At 59.8% G+C, this 21,356-nt stretch carries 21 protein-coding genes; 14 read left to right on the top strand and 7 right to left on the bottom strand.

The window, feature by feature from the left end:
- Nucleotide 1: 1 nt before the first annotated feature.
- The gene (locus HWY37_RS21320; protein WP_176089781.1) at nucleotides 2-754 is read right to left on the bottom strand and encodes an SDR family NAD(P)-dependent oxidoreductase; all 753 of its coding nucleotides are present in this window, start codon (nucleotides 752-754) and stop codon (nucleotides 2-4) included.
- 91 nt (nucleotides 755-845) lie between these two features.
- Nucleotides 846-1,724, bottom strand: a complete 879-nt coding sequence (locus HWY37_RS21315; protein ID WP_176089780.1) for a LysR family transcriptional regulator — start codon at nucleotides 1,722-1,724, stop codon at nucleotides 846-848.
- Between the two features lie 148 nt (nucleotides 1,725-1,872).
- Between HWY37_RS21315 and HWY37_RS21310 the strand changes: the two genes are divergently transcribed.
- The 4 genes from HWY37_RS21310 to HWY37_RS21295 all read left to right on the top strand — a co-directional run bounded on the left by HWY37_RS21310 (nucleotide 1,873) and on the right by HWY37_RS21295 (nucleotide 5,082).
- Nucleotides 1,873-2,997, top strand: a complete 1,125-nt coding sequence (locus HWY37_RS21310) for an agmatine deiminase family protein (protein WP_176089779.1) — start codon at nucleotides 1,873-1,875, stop codon at nucleotides 2,995-2,997.
- A gap of 197 nt (nucleotides 2,998-3,194) precedes the next feature.
- On the top strand, nucleotides 3,195-3,770 hold the full coding sequence (locus tag HWY37_RS21305; protein WP_175205294.1) for a cysteine hydrolase family protein: 576 nt from the start codon (nucleotides 3,195-3,197) through the stop codon (nucleotides 3,768-3,770).
- Nucleotides 3,771-3,828: 58 nt separating this feature from the next.
- Nucleotides 3,829-4,314 carry a hypothetical protein gene (locus tag HWY37_RS21300; protein ID WP_246302358.1) on the top strand — a complete coding sequence of 162 codons (486 nt, stop codon included), beginning with the start codon at nucleotides 3,829-3,831 and terminating at the stop codon, nucleotides 4,312-4,314.
- A 57-nt stretch (nucleotides 4,315-4,371) separates the two neighbouring features.
- The gene (locus HWY37_RS21295) at nucleotides 4,372-5,082 is read left to right on the top strand and encodes a hypothetical protein (protein ID WP_176089778.1); all 711 of its coding nucleotides are present in this window, start codon (nucleotides 4,372-4,374) and stop codon (nucleotides 5,080-5,082) included.
- A gap of 30 nt (nucleotides 5,083-5,112) precedes the next feature.
- On the opposite strand, the gene HWY37_RS21290 is transcribed toward HWY37_RS21295, so the two are convergent.
- Nucleotides 5,113-5,508 (bottom strand): YkvA family protein, encoded by a 396-nt coding sequence (locus tag HWY37_RS21290; RefSeq protein ID WP_176089777.1) that lies wholly within the window; start codon nucleotides 5,506-5,508, stop codon nucleotides 5,113-5,115.
- Nucleotides 5,509-5,966: 458 nt separating this feature from the next.
- Here HWY37_RS21290 and HWY37_RS21285 point away from each other — a divergent pair, with 458 nt between their 5' ends.
- The 3 genes from HWY37_RS21285 to HWY37_RS21275 all read left to right on the top strand — a co-directional run bounded on the left by HWY37_RS21285 (nucleotide 5,967) and on the right by HWY37_RS21275 (nucleotide 7,476).
- Nucleotides 5,967-6,503 (top strand): DUF4189 domain-containing protein, encoded by a 537-nt coding sequence (locus HWY37_RS21285; protein WP_176089776.1) that lies wholly within the window; start codon nucleotides 5,967-5,969, stop codon nucleotides 6,501-6,503.
- A 157-nt stretch (nucleotides 6,504-6,660) separates the two neighbouring features.
- A complete protein-coding gene (locus HWY37_RS21280) occupies nucleotides 6,661-7,035 on the top strand; it encodes a glutaredoxin family protein (RefSeq protein WP_176089775.1) in 375 nt (124 codons plus the stop codon).
- A gap of 15 nt (nucleotides 7,036-7,050) precedes the next feature.
- Nucleotides 7,051-7,476, top strand: a complete 426-nt coding sequence (locus HWY37_RS21275) for a hypothetical protein (protein ID WP_176089774.1) — start codon at nucleotides 7,051-7,053, stop codon at nucleotides 7,474-7,476.
- Nucleotides 7,477-7,604: 128 nt separating this feature from the next.
- Here HWY37_RS21275 and HWY37_RS21270 read toward each other — a convergent pair whose 3' ends face one another.
- From HWY37_RS21270 to HWY37_RS21260, 3 genes are all read right to left on the bottom strand, one after another.
- Nucleotides 7,605-10,091 carry a cation-translocating P-type ATPase gene (locus HWY37_RS21270; protein WP_176089773.1) on the bottom strand — a complete coding sequence of 829 codons (2,487 nt, stop codon included), beginning with the start codon at nucleotides 10,089-10,091 and terminating at the stop codon, nucleotides 7,605-7,607.
- A 111-nt stretch (nucleotides 10,092-10,202) separates the two neighbouring features.
- Nucleotides 10,203-10,514, bottom strand: coding sequence for a glycine zipper domain-containing protein (locus HWY37_RS21265; protein ID WP_175205301.1), 312 nt, complete (start codon nucleotides 10,512-10,514; stop codon nucleotides 10,203-10,205).
- 200 nt (nucleotides 10,515-10,714) lie between these two features.
- Nucleotides 10,715-11,227 (bottom strand): hypothetical protein, encoded by a 513-nt coding sequence (locus HWY37_RS21260; RefSeq protein ID WP_176089772.1) that lies wholly within the window; start codon nucleotides 11,225-11,227, stop codon nucleotides 10,715-10,717.
- A 293-nt stretch (nucleotides 11,228-11,520) separates the two neighbouring features.
- Between HWY37_RS21260 and HWY37_RS21255 the strand changes: the two genes are divergently transcribed.
- Nucleotides 11,521-12,078, top strand: coding sequence for a sugar O-acetyltransferase (locus HWY37_RS21255; protein WP_176089771.1), 558 nt, complete (start codon nucleotides 11,521-11,523; stop codon nucleotides 12,076-12,078).
- A gap of 41 nt (nucleotides 12,079-12,119) precedes the next feature.
- On the opposite strand, the gene HWY37_RS21250 is transcribed toward HWY37_RS21255, so the two are convergent.
- Nucleotides 12,120-12,452: a hypothetical protein gene (locus HWY37_RS21250; RefSeq protein ID WP_176089770.1), complete on the bottom strand. Its 333-nt coding sequence runs from the start codon at nucleotides 12,450-12,452 to the stop codon at nucleotides 12,120-12,122.
- Between the two features lie 480 nt (nucleotides 12,453-12,932).
- Between HWY37_RS21250 and HWY37_RS21245 the strand changes: the two genes are divergently transcribed.
- The 6 genes from HWY37_RS21245 to HWY37_RS21220 all read left to right on the top strand — a co-directional run bounded on the left by HWY37_RS21245 (nucleotide 12,933) and on the right by HWY37_RS21220 (nucleotide 21,000).
- Nucleotides 12,933-13,703 carry a hypothetical protein gene (locus HWY37_RS21245; protein ID WP_176089769.1) on the top strand — a complete coding sequence of 257 codons (771 nt, stop codon included), beginning with the start codon at nucleotides 12,933-12,935 and terminating at the stop codon, nucleotides 13,701-13,703.
- A gap of 559 nt (nucleotides 13,704-14,262) precedes the next feature.
- Complete coding sequence (locus HWY37_RS21240; RefSeq protein ID WP_343061040.1) at nucleotides 14,263-15,594, top strand: N-6 DNA methylase; 1,332 nt, start codon at nucleotides 14,263-14,265, stop codon at nucleotides 15,592-15,594.
- Between the two features lie 12 nt (nucleotides 15,595-15,606).
- Nucleotides 15,607-16,497: a phosphoribosyltransferase-like protein gene (locus tag HWY37_RS21235; protein WP_176089767.1), complete on the top strand. Its 891-nt coding sequence runs from the start codon at nucleotides 15,607-15,609 to the stop codon at nucleotides 16,495-16,497.
- 8 nt (nucleotides 16,498-16,505) lie between these two features.
- Entirely contained in the window at nucleotides 16,506-18,461 is a 1,956-nt protein-coding gene (locus HWY37_RS21230; RefSeq protein ID WP_176089766.1) for an ORC-CDC6 family AAA ATPase, read from the top strand.
- A 59-nt stretch (nucleotides 18,462-18,520) separates the two neighbouring features.
- Nucleotides 18,521-19,387, top strand: coding sequence for a hypothetical protein (locus HWY37_RS21225; protein WP_176089765.1), 867 nt, complete (start codon nucleotides 18,521-18,523; stop codon nucleotides 19,385-19,387).
- Nucleotides 19,388-19,803: 416 nt separating this feature from the next.
- Nucleotides 19,804-21,000, top strand: coding sequence for an IS4 family transposase (locus HWY37_RS21220; protein WP_176089764.1), 1,197 nt, complete (start codon nucleotides 19,804-19,806; stop codon nucleotides 20,998-21,000).
- Nucleotides 21,001-21,356: the final 356 nt, after the last annotated feature.

The raw sequence follows: 21,356 nt of genomic DNA, 5'->3' as shown, positions 1-21,356 counted from the left end.
GCTACGTGAGATTCAATCCGCCATCGGACAGCAGGATCTCGCCGGTCAGATAGTCCGACGCAACCAGCATTGAGACCGCCTGCGCAATATCCTCGGGACTGGCCGCCCGGCGCATCGGCGACTTGTCGCGCCACAGCTCCTGGGCCTGCTTCCAATCGGCCGTCAGCGGCGTATCCACCAGGCCCGGCGCCACCGCATTCACCCGGATCTCTGGCGCCAGCGACAACGCCAACAAGCGCGTCACGTGATTCAGCGCCGCCTTGGTCGCCGCATAGGGAATGGACGCGCCCTTGGGCCGGATGCCCGCGTGCGAACTGACGTTGACCACGCAGGCGGGCCGGCCTTGCGCCGTCGCCTGTTTCAACGCGGCCTGCGCCTCGGCCACCAGGCGAAACGGCGCGACCACGTTGACCTCATGCAATTCATGCCAGATGTCCGGCGTGGCTGCGGCCAGATCCGCGTGGGGAATCACGCAGCTGATGCCGGCGTTGTTGACCAGCACGTCCAGCCGTCCCCATGCCGCGACGGCTTCGCGGACCAGCCGCACCCGGTCGGCATCGTTCGCCAGATCCGCCTGCACGTAGACCGCCTCGCCCAACTCACGCGCCAAGGCGTGGCCGGCCTCGGCAGAACGCCGTGAATGCACGACCACCGCATAGCCGTCGCGCGACAGGCGGCGGGCAACGGCCTCGCCGATGCCGGAGGTCGAACCCGTGACCAGCGCAACGGGACGCGAAGATTGAAGATTGGACATCGAGGAATCGCTTGTTCTGGAATGCGCCGCAGGCGCAGAGGCTACAACTTAACATCGCCATGACAACCGCAGCCTGACGGCGAGGCAATAGCTAGGCTGCCGCGCCGCCGTCCTCTCGCGACGCGCCCAGCTCGCCCGACACCCATTCGCAGAACGCGCGCGTCAAGGGATCGTCCTGACTGTCCCGATGCACCAGCCAAGCCCACTTCGGGCCTCGCACCGTCCGCTCCGTCAACGCCGCCAGCGAGCCGTCGCCGCGCCAACGCTCGGCCAGCAGGCCGCTCACCAGCGCCATGCCCAGCCCCTCGCGGGCAGCATCCAGCAACTGGCCGGGGTCGGAGAAATTCATGCCTACGCCGCGCTGGCCCACGTCGGCGCCGCCCTGCGTTTCCCAATGGCTCCAATCCATCTCGCGCTCGCCATGCAGCGTGGCGCGCCCATCCGCCGCCAGCAGGCGCGGATGGCAAGCCGGATACAGGCGGTCCTCGACCAGCACGCGGAAGGCGCAATCCGCCTGCGGGCCCAGATCGTCGCGCAAGGCGATGTCGATGGTCTGCGTGGCCATGTCCGGCGCGGCATCGCTGGTGTAGAGCCACAGGTCAGCCTCGGGATGCAGGGCGCGGAAAGCCTCCAGCCGGGCCAGCAGCCAGTGCCGCGAAAACGCCGGGCTGGTGTTCACGATCAGCTGGTTCGGCTTGCGGTACTGGTCCAGCCTGCGGATGCCGGCCGCCAACTGCTGCAGCATGGCCTGCGTGGTGCCCAACAAATCCCAGCCCGCATCGGTCAAGGACACCGCGCGCCCCTGGCGGAAGAACAGCGGCTGGCCCAGATAGTCCTCCAGGCTGCGCACCTGCTGGCTGATCGCCGATTGCGTCAGATGTAGCTCATCGGCTGCCTTGTGGAAACTGCCCAGCCGGGCGGCTGCCTCGAAGCCGCGCAACACATTCAGCGGAGGCCATTGCTTAAGCATATAGATAAGCCCTGCTAATCATAATTCCGCTAAATATATCGCTTGTCCGCGTGATTTGGCGGGAAATACACTGCTATTCAAGAGGTGCGCACCTTTACTCCCACATAACCATTATTTATCAATTCAGTCCGAATTCCAGGAGCCCAGAGTGCCCACCCGCCGCCAACTCATCCAACACGCCTCCGCGCTCATGGGCGCCCATGCCGCCGCCTCGCTGGGGCTGAGCCTGCTCGCGTCCGGCGCGCAGGCCGCGCCCGCGCCGCAGTCGCACATGCCCGACGAAGGCGCGCCCCAGGCCCGCGCCTTCATCGCCTTCGGCGCTCAGGACGCCATCTGGGAAGACTTCACCGCCGACGTCCAGGCCGCCCTGGGCCGCATCGCCCGCGCCATCGCCGCGCACCAGCCCGTCACCGTGTTCTGCCGCGCCAGCGAACGCCACCAAGCCCAGCGCCACTGCGGCGGCGCCAACGTCAGCTTTGTTGAAACCCGGCTGGACGACATCTGGATGCGCGACATCGGCGCCAACTTCCTGCTCAACGGGCAAGGCTCCGTCACGGGCGTGGACTTCAACTTCAACGGCTGGGGCAACAAGCAGCGCCACGCCGCCGACGCCGGGATCGCCGCCGAAACCACCGAGATCGTCGACGCCGACTATCTGCAAAGCGAACTGGTGGGCGAGGGCGGCGGCATCGAAGTCGACGGCCGCGGCACCGGCATCATGACCGAAAGCAGCTGGATCAACGCCAACCGCAATCCCGGCTGGACCAAGGCGGAAGTCGAGGAAGAACTGAAGCGCTGCCTGGGCCTGCGCAAGATCATCTGGCTGCCCGGCATCAAGGGCCGCGACATCACCGACGCCCACGTCGACTTCTACGCCCGCTTCGCCCGCCCCGGCGTCGTCGTGGCCAACCTCGACATGGACCCGGATTCCTACGACTACGCGCTGACCCGCAAGCACCTGGAGATCCTGCGCCGCGCGACGGATGCCGACGGCAAGCCGCTGGAAATCCACACCATGAGCCCGCCGCTCAAGCCGCGGCACAGCGAATTCATGGACGACAACCCAGACTTCGCCGCCGGCTACATCAACTACTTCGTCATCAACGGCGCAGTCATCGCGCCCGAATTCGGCGACGTGGAAGCGGACGGCAAGGCGCGCGACCTGCTGGCTCGCCTGTATCCGGGACGCCAGATCGTGCAGCTGAACATCGACGCCATCGCCTCGGGCGGCGGCGGGATTCATTGCGTGACGAATCAGTTGCCGGTGGCGTAGTTCCTGGGGTTTCGTGTCGGGTAGCGCCGGAACGTCCATCCGCTTGCCAGACACCGTTGCGCCATGGCGGCCGTGGTAGAGTCGTGCGTCCTTCCTGTCGCACCCCATCACGTCGCCAAGCATCACACCCTGGCCGGCCGATCCGGCAACAGGCCAACCCGCAAGGCGCGCGTGGTAAACCCCTTGCGGAGCGGAGCATGAACACCCAGAACCCAGCCATCACCCCGGCGCGTACCGCCTTGCTGGTCATGCACTACCAGACCGACATCATGGAACTGTTCCCGTCGGTCGCCCCCGCCTTGCTCGGCAACACCCGCCAACTATGCGACGCGGCGCGGCATGCAGGCGTCAGCGTCTACTTCGCCAAGATCCACTTCAGCCCCGGCTATCCGGAAGTCAGCCCCTTGAACAAGAACGGGCAGGGTATCAAGCAGCTGGGCCTATTCGTCCACGACCGCATCTCACCCGAACTCGGCCGCCGCGAAGACGAGCCCATCATCATCGCCCACCGCGCCAGCGTGTTCTTCGGCACTGATCTGCAGGTACGGCTTTCGGCGCAGGGCATAGACACGCTGATCATGGCCGGCGTCGCCTCCACCGGCGTGATGCTGTCATCGATTGCGCATGCCAGCGACGCGGACTATCGCTTGTTGACGGTCAAGGACTGCTGCTACGACCCAGACCCGGTCGTGCATGAGCATTTGTTTGCGACGGCGTTTGAATCGCGCACCACCGTGCTGTCGCTGGACCATGCCTTGTCCTTGCTGGCCTAGCGGACTGCTGGAAGAATATCTGCCTTCAGGCCCTGGACGTCAGCCCACGCATCCCATCATGTCTCTCCAAACCGTACCCGCAGAACCCTACGCGCCTCGCCGCATGGCGTTCATCGACCACTGGCGCGAAGACGGCCTGGCCATCAAGGCCTACGCGATACAGCGCAATCCCGATCCGGCCGTTGCGCTGCTATCCGACGAAGTGGTCGCAGCCGCGCGCCGCACGGCGATGACCGGCTTGCAAGACAGCGCCCGCGACCCGCGCGCCACGGGGCTGGGCTTCTGCATCGTGCACGTGGGGGAGGAAGCCGTCTGGCTGCTGGTGGACTGGTGGATATCGGGAGGCATCCTGTGCCAGCGCATGTACTCCGCGCCGCTGGGCCAGCCCGAACAATTCCAGCCGGTGCAGGGGCCGTTCATTGCATGCGTGTGGGAACTGGAAGTGACCGCGCATGAGCGCAGGGCATGGATGCGGCATGTGTTGCGCGAGGATCCGGATACCGCCGCTTATTTGGCGGATGTAATGCCTGCGGGCAGCTATTGAAGCGATCCCTCCGCCAGGGTACAGACCAACAACCCATCCCACGCAACACATTCTTCCATGCAGAAAACCGAAGGCGCGACCTTCCAGATGGCGTACGACAAAGGCAACTCGCACTTCAGCGATCTGCACTTCCACGACTGCACCTTCGACAACGGCGCCCTGTCCATGGTGAAGACCCCGCAGCGCATGTCGCGCGTGCAGAACGTGCGCCTCTCCAAGTGCCGCGCCGTCAATTCGATGATCCAACCCTGCATGTTCGAGGACGTGCTGGTCGAGGACCTGTCCACCAACCCCATCCTGCTGGTGTGGGCCTCGTTCTTTCGCAGGGTCAAGCTGGTTGGCAAGATCGGCAAGCTCAACCTCAACCTGACACCCACCGCGTTCTGCACGGACGAGCGCCTGCTCGATCAGTTCGCAACCGCGCGCGCCGCCTTCTACGCCAAGACGGATTGGGCCTTGGACATCAGCGAAGCCAAGCTGCTCGGCCTGCGCTGCGAGGGGGTGCCGCTACACCTGATCCGGCGCGATCCGCAGACGCAGATCATCGTCGACAAGCAGGGGCGTTATCCGGGGTATCAGGCGCTGGGAGCGGACTTCGTCCAGGCGTTCCCCGGCATCGCCAGCATGCTGCACTCTTTTGACGAATCGCCCAACCCGTCCATGCTGCTGACCGCATCGCTGGCGGCGCCCAAGGCGCGGCGAGACGAAGAAAAGGGTGCGATCGCGGAACTCCGAACCTTGGGGTTTGTGGAAGAAGAATCGGCGTAGTCTTGCGCGAAAGCCCGCCGGCCTCGGGGACTACCGAAAATACGGCGCAAGCCAGAACCACGCTGCAATACTTATCCCCAGCCATAATGCCACGATCATCACCGCGCCCACCAGGCTGCGCGGCTTCTCGCCTTGCAACCGCATCCAGGCGTCCGCCTGGCTCCTGCATTCCTGCAGCACATCGGGCGGCAACAGCTTGATGGTCAACCAGATCAGGCCGGGCAATAGCAGCACGTCATCGACGTAACCCAGCACGGGGATGAAATCGGGAATCAGGTCAATGGGACTGAGCGCGTAGGCCACCACGAACAGGCCCAGCGCCTTGGCGTACCAGGGCGTACGGACATGCTTGCCGGCAAACCATAGCGTCAGGCCGTCGCGCTTGATGCGCTTGGCCCAGACTTTGAGGCGGTCTCTGACGTTCATGTGGAGAAACGATGTCTCGTACCCAGTATCTGCAACTCTTCGGCTTTGCCCGCTCGTAGTCTGACATGCAGTCAAGCCGCCAAGGGCCATCCGGAGACAGAATTCGCGCCAAATTCGGCTATTCCACTCCCACGGCCCGAATCAAGTTCGGTTCGGCCGCGGATTCCGGCTTGTAGTACAGCGTGGGCGCACGGTACACCAGGTCGCGCACTGCCTCATTCAGCTTGGGTAGCTTGAAACCGCCGGCGCCCGGCGGAAATCCTCCAGGCTCGCGGGCAGGTGCGTCAAGGTGATCGAGTCCATCGTGCAGACCGGATCGAGAACCAAGAAGTCAGACTACACTTCCCCGGGGCGAATCCACAGCCTGACGCCTTGCCTCGGGCGCTCTGCCTGCCCGGGCTAGGCCCGCGGGGCGCGCGGCCTCCGGATTGAAGAACACGACAACTGCGAGACGACACATGCGTGCTTTGAAACTGGTTTTCCTGCTGGCAATGCTGCATCTCGGCATCCCAGGCCTGGCGCAAGCCGAACAAGGCTGCCCCGACGGCTTCATGCCCAACGCCGCCGGCACGCCGGGCCAGCAATGCGTGCCGATCCCCGGCCAGACCCGCCCACAGGGCGGCACCGGCGCGCAAACCGCGCCCGACCAGCCCCGCTGGACCACGCGCTGGGGCGCAATCGCCTACGACCCGCCGTCCGGCTCCGTCGGCATCGCAGCCGACAAGACCAGTAAAGCCAAGGCCGAGAAAGCCGCGCTAGAACATTGCGCGTCCAAAGGCGGTAAAGGTTGCGAGACCAACATCACGTACTACAACCAGTGCGTAGCGGTGGTGTATGGCCCTTCGCCCAAAGGCGAGGGAGTGTTGATGAATTCCGCCAGCGCCGAGACCAAGGAGCTGGCGCAATCCCTGGCCATCGAGACTTGCGAGAAGGGCACCGGTACGAGCTGCAAGACCTTCTATACCGGCTGCAGCTATCCGGTACGGATTCAGTAACGCACCGGCTGCGAATTCCTGATCGTGACGTGACACAGGATAGTCGCCACGTCACGCAGGACGACAGCCGGCCGTCATGGCTGACGGCATACGCAATGCCGGAACGCATCGCGCAGGGTAGACTCGCCATCTGTCCATCCCTATCGAGTCCTACTCCATGCTAGTCAAAGCCCTGCGTGTCGGCCTGGGTCAAATCATCGTGCTGGGCGATGCCCTCACGCGCCCGCGTCCGCAACAGCGCTCCGCGCAAGGCCAGGCCGCGGTCAACGCCGAAGCGGCCCAGCTGTCGCTTTACCAATTCCACGCCTGCCCGTTCTGCGTCAAGACGCGGCGCGCCATCCACAAACTGAACGCGCCCATCGCGCTGCGCGACGCCAAGGGCGATCCCGAAGCGCGCGCGCAACTGCAGGCAGGCGGCGGCAAAGTGAAAGTGCCGTGCCTGCGCATCGACGACGCCACGGGCACGCGCTGGATGTACGAGTCCAGCGACATCATCGCCTACCTCGAACAACGCTTCGCCGGCGTGGCCTGACGGGAGCGCATGGGCATGACCCGCCTGGCTCGCCTGCTTTTCATCACCATGGCCGCCATGGGTGCGATGGCCGGCTGCGATTCCTCGTCCTTGAAACCCGCGCCGCCCGGATCAAAACTCAACGCCGAAACCATCGCCACGCGCGACACGCCGCCGGAGCTGCAGTTCAAGGGCATGCTGGCCGGGCAGCCCGTGCATCTGCTGGTGCATGAATGCAAGGTGTACAGGGTCGAGCCAGCCGAAGGCGAGAACGTGAAGTGGACGCTGGTGCTTGAAGGCGACTTCTCTCTGCTGCCGACCCTCTGCGTCCAGCAGCGGCTGACCGAGAGCAAAGGGGTGGTGACTGCGTTCCTGGGGCGGCAAGCGTTTGGCGCGGGCGGGTGTTGCACGGGGACGCCGGAGTATCGGTCCAAGGATGGGGTGAACTGGAAGCCGCATTGAGTGCGCGCTTCGCATTCGCCGGCGCTAGCCAAGCGTTCCGCAATCCTCGCCGCCCCCGTCGACGAACCGCGCACGGCGTACTAGGAGCCAGGCCACGGCAGCGGTCCCTTGCCCTGCGCAGAGGGGAGTCATGGCGCCTCTCCCGGCTCGATGATGCGTGAGGGACGGGGCCATGGATTCCAGCGCAGAAGCGCACGGGCGGCCAGCCACAACGTCCAGGTCACCGCAAGAGCCAGTAGCCATTCCCGCGCCCCCAACGCCGAGAATGCAAAAAGCCGCCGCAAGACCGGCCATTCCAGTGCCAGCAACAACATCGCCAACGTAGTTGCGGCGGCCAGAAAAATGGACCTTGCAGGAGCCGACGTCCTTGCAACCGCGGCGCCGCTGTTGGCGAGCACGAGCGCGAGATTTCCCATGATAAGCGCGCAGAAAGCTAGGGCGCGTCCGCCGCTGTCCGGCAACCCGACCTGGTGGCTCCAGGCAAACAGCAGTAGCGTGCCGACCAACAATATCGCGCCTTGAGTGAAACCCAAGAGGAATGATCTTAGCGAGACCAGTGGCCGGACAGCAGGAAGCGGGGGACGGCGCATCAGATCGGGTTCGGCAGCGAGAGATTCGAACGCCAGGGAGCAGAGCGGACCTATTACGATCTCCAGGAACGCGACGTGAGCTGGGCGCAGGATCTCGGGCCAGCCGGCGATCAGGGGCACGATCACAAGACCGGCAAGAGGAACGTGTGCGGCGACGATGTAGACAATCGCTTTCGTCAGGTTGTCGAACAACCTGCGGCTTTGGGTGATTGCTCCCAGGATGTCTGAAAAATCATCTTCGGTCAGCACGATGTCGGCGGCTTCGCGCGCGACGTCCGTGCCGCGGGCGCCCATGGCGATGCCGACATGGGCGGCGCGCAGGGCGGGTGCGTCGTTTACCCCGTCTCCAGTCATTGCGACGATCGCGCCGTCCTGCTTCAGGATCTGCACCAGCCGAAGCTTCTGTTCCGGCTTTACTCTTGCATATACCGATACGCGGCGGGTCAACGACAGCAATTGGTCGTCGCTTTCTTTCTCCAGAGCGTCTCCCAGTATCACGGCATCGTCCCGGATGCCTGCCTGACCGGCGAGAGCCTTCGCTGTCGCGGGGTGATCGCCGGTCAACATCAACACTCTGATCCCTGCGCTCCGGCAGGCCAACACGGACTCACGCACGTTTGGCTTGAGCGGGTTTTCCAGGGCCACCAGTCCAACAAATGTGAGCGCAAAGCCATCCGGCTTGTCGGGCAACGGCCCATCGGGCAAGCTCCCCTGCGCGACGGCAAGAACCCGCAGTCCGTCCCCGGCCATGGACCGCACTTCGCGTTCCTGTTCGGAAGTCCGCGGGATGTCGAGTCCGCAAAGCCGGAAAACGGCTTCTGGCGCGCCCTTGCAGGCAACGATCATCCGCGCGTCGTCCGGCAGGCGCCAAACCTGCGTGACCGCCGGCAAGTCCGTGGAAAACGGGTAGGTCTTTACCAGCGTCATTTCCGCCGGCGTCCCGGCGGGAAGGGGGCCGCGCAGGGCGGACGCAAGCGTTCGGAATGCGTCGTCCATTGCGTCTCCCGAGTCGGGCACGCTCGCGAGCAACGCCGTATTCGCCAGCATCCGTGCGTCGTCTGAGGCCTGCGGCCAATCGACCAAGTTCGATGCGGATACCTCGATGCGCGTCGATGCGGCGTATATGCGGCGCACCGCCATGGTCGCGCAGGTCAGCGTTCCCGTTTTATCCGCGCACAAAACCGTCGTCTTGCCCAGCGTTTCAACCGCGCTCAGTTTTCGGATCAAAACGCCCTGGCTCGCAAGTCTGCGGGCTTCCAGCGCCGAAAAGATCGTTACGACCACCGGGAAGTCTTGAGGCAGGAGGCCCATCGCCAACGTCACTGCGGCGAGCATGCCGTCAAGCCATCCGCCTCGCAGATAGACATACAACGCCCAGGTCAGAAGCGAAAGCGCGAAGCCTAGCCACATGAACCGCAGGATGAAGTGACGGGTCTGTTTCTCAAGCGGCGCCCGTTCTGGCGCTATTTCGCGCATGGACATGCCGATTTGCCCCAGGCGCGTCGCGTCTCCCGTCAGGTCCACGCGCATTGTGCCCGTGCCCGAGATCACCAGAGAGCCGCAAAACAATGCGCCAGAGGGATCGCCAGGGCCGCTCTTCGGTATCGCCGCGCGCTTGAATACCGGCTGAAACTCCCCGGTCAGCACGGACTCATCGACCATCAGTCCCATGCCGTCCACCAAACTGCCATCTGCCGGGATGCGGATTCCTTCCGATAGAAAGACAACGTCGCCAACAATCAGGTCGGCAGAGGGCAGCCAGATACGCTTGCCGTTTCTCAGCGTCATGGATCGAGGCGCAGCAAGCTCGCCGAGCGCTTTCAGGGCATGCGAAGTACGCAGCGATTGACCGGCCGTCAGCGCGAAGATGACAACTACAAAAATGAGCAGCAATACGGCTTCATGCCATGCTCCCAGAGCAAGGTACAGCAATCCGCCCGACAAGAGCAGGGCGAACATGGGGTCCTTGATCAGGTCAAGGCTGATCACCCAAAGCGTCCGATTCCCGGGGTCGTGCGTGCTCATGCGCCATTGGCCTGATGGATTAGGATCACGGGAACATGGGTGTCACGGACAATTCAATGCGGCCCTACCTTGCCGTTGAACTCCGGCGGCCCTTGACGTGTTTTGACGCAGCTAGCGGCGTATGCGAGCCAGGGTCCCGAGCGCAAAGGCCGCCACCGCCACGGCGGCGATAGCCACCCAAGGCTTCTCGTGGACAAATTGCTGTGCATGCTGGCCAGACGCTTGAAGCCTGGCAGCCGCGTTCTGCTCGATTTCGCGGAAGTTGTCCAAAGCATTCTGCGCTTTCGACCCGATCGTTTCAGATCGATGGACCGCGCTGTCGACCAGACGCTGCAGCATGCCTTGCTCCTGCGCGGCGGCGTTCTGAACGGCTTGGCTATGATTGCTGCCGGCATGTTCGCCGGGCGATTGTGCGGAAGACATGGATATCCCCTGGTGGTTGAAACGGCGTACTTGGCTTCGTATTCATTCTGGCTTGGCCGCCAGATTGAGAATTGACGATAGTCATCAAACATCGCACCGCGAGATGCCGGACCGGAAATGGATACCGTGCCCCGGCCTGATGCGCGGGTTTCCCCCGCGCATAGCGCCGGATCCGGGACCGACTCGGCCAGGAATCCCCGTCAACGCTGCGGTACGCCTCTATTGAGTTGCTGCTGCAGCATTTGCTCCATCATCCCTTGCTGCATACCCATGTACTGGTCCCTCATGTATTGGTGTTCCCTGGCCCGTTCGGGATTTGCGTTCGAGTAGTTTCCCCGCATCTGGCTCCAACCCATCATGCCGCCTCCTCTATGGCGTCCCCCACCATCAGCGGATCCACAGCATCCCATCATGCCGCCGTTCCACATTTGGCTCATCATTCCCATGTTTTTTTGCATCAACGCTTGATGCTCAGCAAGGAGTTTCTGGCGTTCGGCCGGGTCGGTGGTCTTTTGAAGCTGGTCCATCTTTCCCTGCATTTCCTCCAGGTTCTTCTTGACCTCCGCGGCCGTCTTGTCAAATTGTTCAACGCTTGGGGCAGGCTGCGCGGCTTGCTGAGCAGGAGCGGCTTGGCCCGCCTGTTGCGCGGGACTAGCCAAGGCAGGAGCCAGCGAGGCAACGATTGCAAGCACGCCGAGGGGACGCATATTCATGGTGGATCTCCGATGGTTCGTAACCCTCAACGATTTCAACGCGTTGATCGGGAGTACCGAATCAGCGTAGGCCGACCACCGCCAGAGAGCTTGACCAAAATCAACTTATCCAATGGTGGCTCGCGCCCCCCCCTTTCCGCCGGCCAATCGGCGAAGAACAACGCAGTAGCTCCGCCCTTCAAAACCAAAAGCCCGCGGCTTGCGCCAGCGGGCTTTTCGTTCCTATCCTTCCAGAAAGTTACTCTTGCGCCGGCAAACCGCCCGTTACGTCGCCCCCCAAAGGAAAGCCGCAAATGGCAAATGACAACCGCAGTCTGAGTATCCCCAGAAGAACGCCAGAATCAGCGGCCATGACGGCCAACGTCAAACGCGCGATGACGATCACCGCCGCCCTCAACCGCCTGACCTTCAACGACGCCGCCGAAGTCCGAGCCTTGTTCAGCGAACTGATCGGCAAGACGGTCGATGAAAGCTTTCTGTTGATACCGCCGTTCTATACGACCGGAGGTCCCGACATCAGCGTCGGGCGCAACGTCTTCGTCAATCAGAACTGCACTTTCTATGACTTGGGCGGGCTGAGCATTGCCGATGATGTGATGATCGGGCCGAACGTCAGCCTCATTACGTCTGGCCATCCGATCGAACCTTCGCGGCGTCGTGAGTCTGTCACCGCGAAGCCCATCGTGATCGAGAGGAATGTCTGGATCGCGGCGAGTGCGACCGTTATTGGTGGCGTGACTGTGGGGGAGAACTCGGTGGTCGCGGCGGGTTCGGTGGTTACCAAGGATGTGCCTGCGAATACGCTGGTGGGCGGGAATCCGGCCAAGGTGATTCGGTCGATTGCTGAATAAGGCGGGCGCGCGAGCGCCGCGCCTCTGGTTGCCTAGTTTGGCTACTGGATCGACGACGGTGTGCCGTGCGTGATGCCGCCGAGATCTGCATCCACCTCGCAAAAGCGCGCCTGCGCCAGCATGGCATCGGTCAAGGTGCCCAGGTGATCGCACAAGCCTTCCACTCCACCCATCAACGCCGCCACCGTCCAGGCGTCCAACGGCTGTCCGCCAGTTGCGTCGAGTTCGGAGGCGCTGTTGCCGACCATGCGGGCGATAGCCTCGATGGCGTGGCGGGCTCGGTCGATGTGGTGAAGATGGGAGAGGGGGACTGGGCCGAGTTCGGGGTCGGATTCGACAGACCAGGGGTTTTGGGTAAGGGGGTGGGATTGCATGGACTTCCTCCGACGATATGGGAAATCCCGCTACCCCACTTCCAAATGAGGCGGGCGGGCACAGGACAAGGTTGGAAGACCGGATCGTCGGAACCGGCGTGCGGCTAGCGCACCCTTGCCAAGGCCCGCCCATTGGGGCGTGCGAAGGCGTGCTGACTGGGGAGTCAGCACCGACGAATTTACCGGCTTCCAAACCGGCTACCGGTGGTGCCGGTAGTGGGAGGAGTATACGGTAGACGTCTGATGCAATCTGCGGGGGGTGAATGACAATTTCGCCACAGACCAATATGACTCATACTCAGCTCAGACGTCTGTTTTCGACCCAAAACGGACCGTCACGATTCTCGCCAGCGGTCATTCGGCAAGCCGACCTCTGCGCTGTACATGCCAGTTCCGGTCGAGCCGGGTTTCTTACTTGGAAAAGCTATGATAATCACCGTATAGGGTTTTCCTACAACTCCACGCGCAAATCAAATCACCATGAATCTGGAACAAGCAACCACGTTGTTGAAAGGCGACTTTGGCAAGGAACTCCTCCATAACGTGCGGAATTATGCAATACCGTTGGCATGGGGCATCGAAGAGAGGGGCGAGTGGAAGATACTTTCAAACGGTACAGCGTTTATTCTTGACTGCGGCCAAGGCCCTTTTCTCGTTACCGCCGCGCACGTTTACGAGGGGTATCTTGAAGCGCGAGAACAACATCCAGCCCTGCACTGTCAGCTTGGCATGCTGGAGTTTCGTCTTGAGGAACGGCTAATCTGCACGCTCGGACAGAGGGTGCTTGACATCGCGACGTTTAGGATCGAGCCTGATGAGATCGCAGCGCTCGAAAAGCAAATTTGTGTTGGCCCGGCTCAGTGGCCGCCAAGAAATGCTGCTGAACACGATGCCGTATTTTTTGGCGGATTTCCTGGCGTCGAACGCAGACAGATCGCGGAAGACACGATTAGTCAAGGATTCTACGTCGCACTGACACCAGTCTCGTCTTCGAGCCAACGTCATTTCGGTTGCGCCTTCGAGCGAGAGAACTGGATCGACACTCTGGGGCATGGCATTCCTGCTGAGGACTACGACTTAGGCGGAGTCAGTGGTGGGCCAATGTTCCTCCTGAACGAATCGGAGAGCGGAATTTTCTCGTGGCATATTATCGGAGTCGTCTATAACGCGACGAACGCGCTTGGTGAGATCGTGCTCGCACATCATGTAAGTTCGATTAGGGTTGATGGCAGTCTGGTCGCACCGGTTTGATGATCTAGCCTGGAAGCTCTTGGCGATCAGTCAAATCGAATTATGGTGCCAGACTACAATTTTGCGCGGCCCGCTGCAAATAAAGGTTTTAGACTGCAATTTCGTCGAGCAATTGTTGTGAAATTTCATCCTGAAACCGCAATCCACTTATTTAATTGCACTTGACACGTTCGATTAAGAGTTTCAACCTTACTTCCCGCCAAAACCGCCGGCTATGGCATGAAAATTATAAAGACCAAAAATGATGAAAGCCCCCGGAATTGAGGGTTTCAATTTTCTTAGAATAGCCAACAGCAAGATCCGGCAATTGCTTTTTTTAAGTTCGTTAATTTCGCAATTTTTAGCAAATAATGGCGCCAGACTACAATTTCGCTGCATATAGCCGACAAAATTGTAGTCTGGCGCCATTATTTGACTACTTGACCTCGCCACGGGGGATGCCCTGAGCGATCTCTCGTCTCAGAAAACGGTGCCCGCAAAGCAGTCGTCGGCATTGCATATAGCTGGCCTGGGACCGCACTTTGCGGTGCGTTCGCAGGTTCCGCCTGAGATACACTCCATGTGCGGCGCAACTCAAAATAGGTCCAGGCCGCTTCAAAAAGAGGCGCCGCGCCAGGTGAGGAAAATGATGGTGTTAGCAAGTGAGCCTAGACAGCACTTAACCCGACCTGGGCAGCACTCTGACCCATGGGGGCGATACTACACATCGTCGGACGTGAGCCGCTCGTTGATTGAGCATATTGACGCGCATAAGCCGAGGCTAGTGGTCGAACTCGGTTCCGGTTCGGGATCCCTATGTTCTGCTGCCGCAGCCCGATGGCAGAATGCCCGACTTGTCACGGTAGACGTTGATCGGCAAGCGCCAGACCAACTAGATGTGAAACGGTTTGGGTCCAGGCTAAGGCACAGCCACTTCGTTCATGACGCGCTTGATGCTACTCTCTCTGAGAAGATCGGGTTGCGCATGGGCACAGTGGATGTGGCCGTCTGCAACCCTCCCTACATCCGGCCCCGATGGCGCTCCGACTTTGGCAAAATTCTAGAGGATGCTGGTCTTTCAGGTGTACTGACCTCAATCCATGACGCAGGCGCCGACCTGCTCTTCTTAGCCCAAAATCTACGTCTACTGCGCCGCAACGGAAAGCTGGGCTTGATCTTACCTGACGGCCTAATTGCCGCCGAGTGCTACCGTGGCGTACGCCAAGCTCTACTGCGCCAACACATCGTCGAGCAAGTTGTGCAGCTTCCGCGTCGTGTGTTCAGAGGCACGGAAGCCCAAACCTATCTCGTTATGCTCTCTAAGTTGGCTGGCGAGACCGACTACGTGAAGCTACGGCAGATGGCAAATGACGGTAGCCTGAGCGAGCCCATTGAGGTCCCCCAGGATTTGGCGACTAAACGGCTTGACTACAGCTTTCACGCGCATACCAGCATCCGAGACGACCAACTGATCTCCGTAGGCACAGTGGTAAAGGAGATCGTCCGTGGGACGATTTGTTCGTCAGAAATCGCGAATTTCGCTGCTCCTGTGTTCCACCTCGGCGATTTTTCGGCGCCGACTGGCGAACTCGCCGTCCGCATCGTCCCAAAGCACTTCGCCCTAAGTGAGCGCGCCGCCAAGATCGCTCAGCGCGTTGCGCGCCTTGCGCAACCGGGCGACATCTTGCTGGCGCGGATTGGGCGGGGACTCGAGAACCGACTCGCACTCGTGGTGCACGGGCCATGCGTCATTAGTGATTGCATTTTTGCGCTGCGCACTAGCGACAAGTATCGAGAAAGGCTCTATCGCTTCTTTGAAAGCAAAGCTGGCCAGCATGCTCGAGCAACATCCGCCCACGGCGTTGCTGCCCGCTTTTTGTCGAAAGCTAATCTCTCCGAAATTCAATTCTAAACGAACCAGACGATGTCGCAAATTCCCCAATACGGAGGTTTCGATCAACTTGGCGTAGAACGAGCAGTCCATGCGCTTAGCCGTTCGAATGTGCGCAATCCCCTGTCCGTTGAGCGCATCAAGGTTTGGGTCAAGCAGTTTACTGGAGACCAAGAAAAGACTTTAGCTTGGTTGATTCTACGCAACCTGATCTACCGTACGAACGAACAACTTCAGTCATCCATGCGACAGGCGTTGAAGCAGGCTGCGCTTCACTTCCTCGACGAAATTGGCAAGCGGGAGGAGGTAGCCTGGACGGATGCGTTGAGAGGAGCCGCAGGCCTCGATTTCTTGTGTGGCCCGCCGTCGCTCGTCCAGTACGGCATGGGCCAACCCGGCAAAAGCGGTGACCTGATCGCACGGGCGGTCAACCAGCGCTACGGTATCAAGAAGCAGTTTCCATCGGGCGTCAACGTGCTAAGCGATAAGGAGCGGTTCATCGTCGTCGACGACGGCACCTACACCGGCACGCAACTCGCGACCTTCCTTCGGAGTTGGGACGTGAACTATTCCAGCGGCCGCGTCGCCATCGCCGTCGGTATCGCCCACCAAGATGCTTGTACTTACTTGCAAGACCAGTTTCCCCAGGTGAAATTGTTCCGTGGTGAGCTACTGACACCAGAGACCTGCTTTACTGCTCTTTCCCAAAAATGGATCGAAACAGGGCAGTGGCAATACGACAAGACTCCACTTCAAGTCTACGCTGAGATTCATGAGCGGGCGCAACCATTTGATGAAGGCGACGGAGGCAATGGCTACGGAGACATCGGAGCATTAGTCGCATTTAGTCATGGTGTCCCAGATGACTCAATTCAATTGCTCTGGGGCGTTTCAGCAGCTTGGAAACCTCTGATAGAACGATAGGCTTAACTATGCATATTGATGCTTCCATGCTTGCGCGCACTCGCGCAGAGGAACTCAGCGCTGATGTGTGGGGCGAGTTCTTTATTCCTCCCTACTTTGATCGGCTGGCGCTCACGTCAGCCACACGCTCGGTCTACATTACCGGAAAGCGCGGGTGCGGCAAGACCATGCTGTTGAAGTACTTCGATTATCACACCGCGTTTTCCAAGCGTCGCACAGAGATTCCGCCTGATGCAATTAACCATGTGGGCATCTACTGGCGAGTCGACACACAGTTCTGCAGTTCACTTAGGTCCCGAGGTATCGAGGACAATGAATGGAGTGTGGTATTCGAAAGCTATTTCGGCTTGGTAATCGCTACCGAGTTGCTGCATTCCATCGAAACCATTGCCGAAAGCGCCTTTCCGGGATTCACGTATGAGGATCTTGCTGCCCTGAAATTACTTAGCGCTTCGGACTATCTGGTAGAGGCACCCACCGGCGTTCGCGAGCTTGCCAAATTCCTCGAGTCGCTGCGTCGCAGGTTCACGACATGGGTATCCAACGTGACAACTATGAGCTGCCCGACGCTGCCGCCTGGGCGTGAGTTCATTCAGTCTTTAATCGCCGACTTGCAGACCAACGAAGCGCTTTCGACACTTGCAGTATTCGTGTACGTCGATGAAGTCGAAAATTTGGTGCCCTACCAGCGTCACGTACTAAATTCATTCTTGAAACACAGCCAGCGCCCCTTGGTTGTAAGTTTCACTTCGAAGGAACACCCTTCGAACAACGATACGACGGGAGCCGAATCAATCAGCGCGACTCACGACTATCGATTGATAGATTTAGATTACCTCCTCACTCTGAGCGGAGCGGCAATGCCTTTTTTTGCCGAGGTCTTCCTCGGCAACGTAGACATTGCCGCTGGCCATCCGGACAGTGAGCGCCTGGGAATCGTCAGGTCACCTGCGCAGCTGGCGGAGCGCCAGACTCAAGCGTATCAAAAGGCTGTGCTCGCGGAAATGCGTCAGCGTTTTCCACACATGACGGACAAAGAGATCGCAGTTCAAGCCTTGCAGCAGGCCCCGTTGCGCAAGAGCATTCACGAGCGAATAAGCAAGGCGCTGAAAGACCGCAAAAGCGCGCTGACTGTTGATGATTTTCTGTTTGAAGGAGCCCCGGCAGAAGCCATTGTGGCATTGCCGGCGCTCTTGAACCGGGAGACACTTCAGCCCGCCAAGGTCTTAGCCGAGCTCAAGGGTTTTGCTGTCCATCAGAAAGGCCAGTTCAACACGAGTTGGGTGCACAACAACTTGTTCGGAGCTCTGCTAGAGTTGTATCGGCCTTTCGGGCGGGAGTGTCCACTGTACAGCGGCTTCGAAACCCTATGCACGATGTCCAACAACAACCTTCGAAACTTCCTGATTCTCTGCTACAAGACCCTCGAGGTTGCGGAATTGCGAGACGAGCCCGATCCGCCTTACGCGGTAGAAATCCAATGCCGCGCGGCCTACGACGCTTCAGAGCAGTTGATCAAAGAAATTCGAACCTTTGGACGGTTTGGAGAGCCGCTGCGAATGTTCGTATTGAGGCTGGGCAATATCTTCCGCGCTATGCAGGCTAGCCTAACCATGAGCGAGCCCGAACAGAATCAGTTCACGATAAATTCTGGCGGACGCGCCCTCGATGAAGAAGAGTTGGCTTTCATCGCGGAGGCTTTGCGCTATGGCATCTTGGTAGAGCAGTTGGAAACCAAATCGAAATCGGGCGTTGGCCAGGATATCGTCGACTACCAGCTCAACCCAATTTACTCGCCTTATTTTCAAATCAGCTATAGGCGCAAACGCAAAATTGAACTGTCGGTGGAACAGTTCCACATTCTCGTCTTAGGAAACGAGAACGAATACAAAGCATTGGCGCGTGGGCTTGCACGGCAACTGTCGGATACCGACGTGCAGCAACTGGGCCTCCAATTGTCATGAGAGTAAAATTTTTCTCGGAAAAAGGAAACAGTGCTGCGGACCTTCGGCTGCCACAGAACATGATTCTGCTGCACGGTGAAGAGCTCGATGATAGAGGGGTATCGGCATGCAAGAGCGCCCGGGAAGATGCCCGGATTCCTCTCCACTTCGATGTGGACGACATGTCTTTGACTGTCGGCACACGGAAGGAATCCGGCGATTTGGCTGTGGAGCTGCTGGCGGAATATGACTGGCGCAATGTCGTACTGGAAGCGACCACACTTGGTTTCGCCGAACTCTTCTGCGCTACGAACGCGCTGCTTGCGACCGGCGCCACATCGATCAATATCATCTACGTAGAGCCGGCTGAGTACACGCGTGAGGGCAAGGGCGCGGACCTGTTCGCGCTATCAGAACCGACCCGCGGCTATGTAGCTATTCCGAATGCTATCGTAGACCTTGCAAGCGAGGAGGTGGAGGCTGGTGTCTTCTTTCTCGGCTTCGAGCCTGAGCGACTAGACCGTGCGCTCGAGGAATATCAGATGATTGCGTCCAAGGACGTAAAGGTAGTATTCGGAATCCCTGCCTTTCGCCCTGGCTGGGAGCTCGATGCCATTATTCCGCACCTCGCAGCGTTGGAGGGACACAAGCTTCAGCCCGACTACTGTTCAGCCAATGACCCCGAGGCGGCGTTCGAATGCCTCGAACGCACTCGGGACACACTCGGTCTCGACAAACGGATGTTCGTTGCGCCTATCGGTCCGAAGCCCTGCGGTATCGCGGCTGCGATTTTTGCAAGTGTCTATCCCGAGCAGGTAGGCTTACTGTTTGATCACCCGCGTCGAAAGAAAAAGCGGTCGTCCGGTGTCGACGTATGGCACCGATTCACGGTAATGATTGAGCGCGATAACATGTCGGCGGCCTCGGGTCCCGCCGTAACCGCTTGAGCCATTTCAGTTTGCAGGAGTTCCTTGATCTTAGGTTCGGGCTTCCAGTAATTCGATCCCTTCAGAAACTTACCGTTCTCATCATAGATCGGCTTACCATCTGCGCCGAGCCTGTTCTCATTGCTATCCATAATAATCGCCAAAACCTCTTCAAGCGGAATGCCATACTTTAGCGCTTCAGAACGGCAATAGACGATCACGTCGCCGAGGAGATCGGCGACCGCCACAAGAATATCCAATTAATAATGGTGTCAGACTCTGAGGTTTCCCCACGAATTCCCAGGGAAACTCATTCTGAATCAATAGCTTGTCGCGCAGGACGGGGCAAGCTTTTAGCTTGCAGGTGATCAGGGCGTGCATGGCGCCCGTCTTATACCCTTCATCAGGCGACCAAACCGTTTGAAGGAAGACAGGCCATGCACGCAGTCGGAGTATTGCAGAAACTGCTCCAGGATTCGATCCCCAGCCTACATGTGAACCGGCTCAAAGCCTTGATATGCACGGTGCGAAGTGCAATGACAACACGACGGCTGACGCTCAGTGGACTGGCGCGGGGCTTGCCCGTGGGGCAGGCAATCAGGCATCGCATCAAACGTGTGGACCGGCTGCTGGGCAACCGTCATCTGCATAACGAGCGGCCCATGTTCTATCAACTCCTGTGCCGGCAGTTCATGGCGGGGTCCAAGCGCCCCGTTATCTTGGTGGATTGGTCCGATTTGAAGGCGGATCGGAGTTGGTTGGTCTTGCGCGCAACCCTATGGATACGCGGTGCTGCGGTGCCCATTTACGAGAGTGTTCATCCCTTGCGCGACCAGAACTCGCCGGGCGTTGAGCAGACATTTCTGACCAAGCTCAAATCGATATTGCCCGAAGGCCTGCGGCCGATTGTGGTGACCGACGCGGGGTTCCGCGGTCCGTGGTTTACCTATCTGAATCAACTGGGCTGGTACTGGGTAGGACGCATCCGCGGCCGCACGTTTCTTCGGTCGGGCGATGGGCCATGGCGGCGCTGCACAACTGATTATGCGTACGCCAACTCGCGTCCCAAGGATCTGGGCGAACAGCAAATGGTACGTTCCTGCCCGGTGCAAACTAGGCTTGTGCTGTATCGAAAGCCGCCTCAACAGCGCCAGGCCCTGACTCAGTTCAAACAACGCAAACGCAGCAGCCACAGCGAGGTCTGCGCCAGGCGAGAAAGCGAACCCTGGTTGCTGTGCGCCTCGCCGGGGTTGGTCGACACGGATGCGCGCGAGATCGTCGAGGTCTACCGCAAGCGCATGAGCATTGAATGCACCTTCCGAAGTTTGAAATCCCATCAGTTCGGGTTCTCCTTCGAGGACAGTCAAAGCGCAGGCGCTGCGCGTCTGCAGATCCTGTTGTTGATCCACCCGTTGGCCACGTTCATGCTGTGGCTGGTCGGCAAGCTGGCTGAGAGCCGGCAACTAAGGCCGGCCTATGAATCCAACAACCGCAAAGACCGGCCGACCATCTCGTTGCTTACGCTAGGTGCCATGATCTATACCGAGAGGGCTCTGGCTTTAACTCAACCGTCAATGCTTGGGCTATTGCAAGCACCTCACGACACCGCCGAATCCATCGGAGGATGCCGGTGAATTCGTGGGGAAACCTCAGTGTCAGACTACAATTTTCCGCCGGCTCGCTGAATGCTTCGCGCATCGGCGGAGCCATACGCGCATAGCACTCGCTTGCCCGCATACAACGTGCTCCGCCCCGGCTACAGCCGTTGGGACGCCGTGGTGGCGTATCGGACCAGCCTCACCTCGGATAACAACCACGTCGGAATGTGGCGATCATCTCTGTTGGCGGCAAAGTACTCGTTTGGGCGTTGATGTGTGAGTGACAAAATCGTGGCAATCGATTTCCTCGGGCGGACGGATTGGGAATCAGCTCAAAACCAGACCAAATCAGCTCATTTCTTGAGCTGATTACTGCTAAATTGAGCTGATTC

It is taken from the genome of Achromobacter anxifer, from assembly GCF_903652925.1.
GTDB lineage: Bacteria > Pseudomonadota > Gammaproteobacteria > Burkholderiales > Burkholderiaceae_B > Achromobacter > Achromobacter anxifer.
Note: the sequence above shows the minus strand (reverse complement) of the source record. Positions and strands in the feature narration are given on the sequence as shown.